This window comes from Thermogutta sp., assembly GCF_014359955.1.
Taxonomy (GTDB): domain Bacteria; phylum Planctomycetota; class Planctomycetia; order Pirellulales; family Thermoguttaceae; genus Thermogutta.
Genome location: NZ_JACIYL010000554.1, coordinates 1 through 3,007, shown reverse-complemented (window position 1 = coordinate 3,007; position 3,007 = coordinate 1). Strand labels below are relative to the sequence as shown.

Genomic DNA, 3,007 nt, shown 5'->3' with positions numbered 1-3,007 from the left:
GGCGGTATGAGCAGGAGGTCTTCCCCAAGCGCCAGGGCTGAGCTTGCGTTCTGTTCTGGGCTGGCAAGGCACTCTTCAAGGCGCCTGAGGTTACGCTTTCCTAGAGGCAAGCAGTCCAACATCAGTTGGCGTGGTCCGCTCATCTGTCGTGGCAGGTTTGCTTGGGTTTGTTTGTGATTGTCTATGACTCGCCGCCTGGCAGAGCACCAGAGCACACGAGCGTCCTGAGTTCCCGGGATCGCTTGATGAATCAATTTATCTTGGTACTTGACAGCATTTGTGATGAGGGTGCATACTGTGGCAAGTCGTTGACGATGCTTCATGCCTTCCGTGTCATCATTCAGGGGTGTTTTGGGTATGGCTACCACAGAAGATGCAACGCGCAAAAAAGAATCAATCTTTGCCCGACTTGACAAGCTCAACGAATTTGAGAGGCGTCCTGTAACGCCGGACAAACTTCAAAGTGGGCGATATTTTGCTGGACTTTACGCGGGCGAACACGTTGCGGCTACCGAATTCGTGATCGGGGCGCTTTTCGTCATCTGGGGCGCCCGCACGTTCGACGTGGTCGTTGGTCTTCTCCTGGGAAACTTTCTGGCCGTGCTTTCCTGGACGCTTGTCTGCGCTCCGATCGCCGTCCAGACGCGCTTAACGCTTTACTGGTACTTTCGCCAGATTGGAGGCCCGGTCTTAACGGTCATCTATAACCTCCTTAACGCTGTTCTGTACTGCATTCTGGCGGGATGCATGATCACAGTTGCGGCCTCGGCGGTGCGAATTCCGTTCGGCATTCCTCCGCAAACAGGTTGGCTGCCGCAGGATCCCTTATTCGTCGTGGTTGTCATCGGGGTGGGAGCCGTCGTCGTCACGCTTGCCATTCTCGGGTTCAAGCGACTTTCCCAGTTCGCGGTGGTATGTTCACCCTGGATGCTGCTGATGTTTGTGTGCGGAGCACTCATGACGCTCCCCACGGTCGGTCATGTTGCTAACTGGAAAACGCTGTGGAACGTTGCCGAGGAGCGAATCTGGAGTGGGCCAGGCCCATCGGTTGCCGTTGTCAAGCGTGAAGGCAACCAGATCATCCTGGAGCTGGAAAATGTCAAGGGACGTCTCCAGGTTTTGAAAGAGGCGACGGGTGTGGCGCCCGCTGCCGAAGCCGATCCCACGCAGGTTCCACTCCCGGGATTCTTCCTGGCATCGACAACGTCTCCGAAACCGGAAGATTTTGTCCCTGCAGAAGCCCGACTGGAATGCATCTATGGGAAACTCGAAGAGCAACCGGCATCGGGTGGACAGGGCAAAAACGAGTCAGAAGAGAAAGCCAAAACCGACTCTTCATCGGCACGATATGGTAATCCCTCGGCGGTCAGTGCGGTCACTGCGGTGCCCACATCGATCGCGGAACAACCCACGGAGGGTCCAGCCGCGCAACCGGCTCCGCCGCAGCGAGGCCCACGCTCCCAAAGGGGTGCGAGCAGTCAGGGACCGGGAGCTGGTGGAGGTTTCATGCCTCCCGTCGTTCCCGTTGTCGAAGTTCCGCCCCAACCACCTATTCTCGGCTACCGCATCCGCGTCGAAAGCAAGTCGGTACCGGAACCTGCCGCTGTCAAATATGTGATGCCCAAAAGTCGCGGCGGCGTCATCTGCAACGAGAACTTTGTACCCCTCCAGAGTTTCCAAGCGGCCGTCAACGCGGAGCATTTGAGCGCGCGATCTCCCATCGGATTCTGGCACATTGTGTTCTTTGCCTGGATCTGCAACCTGGCCATGCACTTGGGACTTTCGGACATGGCGATCTTCCGCTACGCGAAGAGTGCCTGGTACGGGCTGTACTCGGCGTTCGGAATGTTTCTGGGACATTATCTCGCCTGGATGTGTGCTGGTATCATGGGGGCAGCAGCCGCCCGAGCTTTCATGCAACCCCTGATGCAACTGGATTCCGGGCAGGTCGCGTATTTCGCGCTGGGCTGGGCAGGGGCTTTGGCGGTCATCATCGCAGGATGGACGACGTCCAATCCAACCCTTTATCGCGCTGGACTGGCCCTCCAGGTCATCACTCCCAACTGGCCGCGCTGGTTGGTAACGTTTCTCGCCGGAACGGTCACAACGGCCATTGCCTGCTTCCCATTCGTCTTTCTGTACCTTTTGGATTTTGTGGGAATCTACGGAATCCTTCTTATGCCTGTGGGAACGATCGTCGTTGTCGAACACTGGCTCTTCCCCATTTTTGGGTGGCAGAAATTCTGGTCCACGCGGAAGGGTCACTTGCTTAACGTGGCGGCGCTCATTGCGTGGGCAGTCGGGTTAGGTTTGGCGCTTGTGCTTTGGAAAATGCAATGGCTGCACCTGTTCTTCCTTGTCATTCCCGTCTGGTTCGCCACGGCCATCACGTACATTGTTCTTGCCGGTTTGCTGGGAGCGTCCAAGAGGGACGAGGCGTCAGGGCAATCTGGACCGCTCGATTCAGAACCGGAAGCTGCAGTCCCCGAAAAGATTGAAGCTCCGACCCAGGCATCATCACCACAACCTGCCAGGAAGGGCATTGGACAAAGTCGTGTTCTCATGGGCATCTTTGGTCTTGCAGCATTGTTATGTCTGGTGGCCAGCGTGACCTTCGCCTGGTTCGTGTTCGCAGGCTACATGTCGGCAGATAAAGTGAAACCGACGTTGCTTTACCTGGCTTTCGCGTATTTTGTGACGGGAGTCCTCTACCTCAACTACCGCGAGCGGCTGCAGACCGCACGGCAGGGCGGATAGGGGTTTTCTGCAAAGAGTACACAGCAAATGCAAAACAAATGACCGTCGCCCGTAGTGCCAGGCCATTGGCATTGGCTATTGGAGGGTTTGCCATGAAGTGTTATTTGAGTGCGTGCGCAGGACTCATCGTCGTTTTTGGTTTGGCCACCTCACTGAAGTCAGCGGAGATGCAAAGTCCAGCGCAGGTCAAAAATCTCCGTTGTGAGTATCGAGTCAATCCGCTGGGCATCGGCACCAGAAAACCGCGGTT

The 3,007-nt window shown here is 56.4% G+C and carries 1 protein-coding gene; it reads left to right on the top strand.

The genetic code is table 11. From position 1 onward, the window contains the following. Positions 1-357 precede the first annotated feature (357 nt). A complete protein-coding gene (locus H5U08_RS14290) occupies positions 358-2,757 on the top strand; it encodes a hypothetical protein (RefSeq protein WP_297034457.1) in 2,400 nt (799 codons plus the stop codon). Positions 2,758-3,007: the final 250 nt, after the last annotated feature.